Genomic DNA, 949 nt, shown 5'->3' on the forward strand with positions numbered 1-949 from the left:
AAATCAGAATTATTAAATTTTTAATTTTTTATTGAGATGAAAATGAAAAGTAAATTTTTTGGTTTTACCGCTAAGTTAGCGATGGCCATTTTAGCAGTCGGTACTATGTTTACAAGCTGCTATGATTCAGAAAACGGTGATGTGACAAAACCGTACGTAGCTCCGGATCCTGTATATTTGATCTCTGGTACAATTACAGATGTGGAAACTGGTGCAGCAATTACGGATGCCACAATAACAGTAAATGGCACTGCTCCTACTCAATATAGTGATGGCATTTTTTCTGCGCCAGGAAAAGGTGGTGTGCTAAATACTGTGACAGTAAAGAAAGCTGGTTATAATGAAGATGCAACTGTAACTCGTGAGTTCACAATTGCTGCATTGGACAAAGGTCAGTCTTCTACAACTGTAGTAAATATTGCATTGAAGACAAACGGGACTCCTGATCCTGACTTCGATTTGAATAAGGTTACAATGACTGTTACTACTAAAATGCTGAATGAGGAAGAGGTATTTACTCCTGAGGAATGGCCTGGTTTGGATCTGGCTGCTTCAGAAGAACCTTTGTTCTTTGACCGTACGTTTGCTGACATCGAGATTGGTGCTGAAGTGAAACCGACTATTGAAACCGCTTTAGATGGTGCTCCTGCCGGATTAATTAATTATGCCAATTCAACAATCGGTATATATGAAGGATTATTCGGTAAAAAGCAAACTATCAGAACAACTTATACTGTACCTGTTCCTCCATATCAGACAGTTAAGAGCGTAACTCTTAAGTATGAAGGTGCAAAGACAACTTACACATTCGGATATGATGGAACTACATATCCTGCTGTTGACGTTACTGCATTGAAAACTTATTCTTTCTCTACTCAATACATTCCTAATCACGGTCACGGTCACGGACATGGTCATGGTCATGGTGGTGATTTGAATGCCGGTGGTG

At 39.3% G+C, this 949-nt stretch carries 1 protein-coding gene; it reads left to right on the forward strand.

The window, feature by feature from the left end; translation table 11 throughout:
* Positions 1-42: 42 nt before the first annotated feature.
* Positions 43-949 (forward strand): carboxypeptidase-like regulatory domain-containing protein (locus DW036_RS25205; RefSeq protein ID WP_158585996.1); only part of this gene is annotated, 907 nt, incomplete at its 3' end.

The organism is Bacteroides sp. AF39-11AC (assembly GCF_003474285.1).
Taxonomy (GTDB): domain Bacteria; phylum Bacteroidota; class Bacteroidia; order Bacteroidales; family Bacteroidaceae; genus Bacteroides.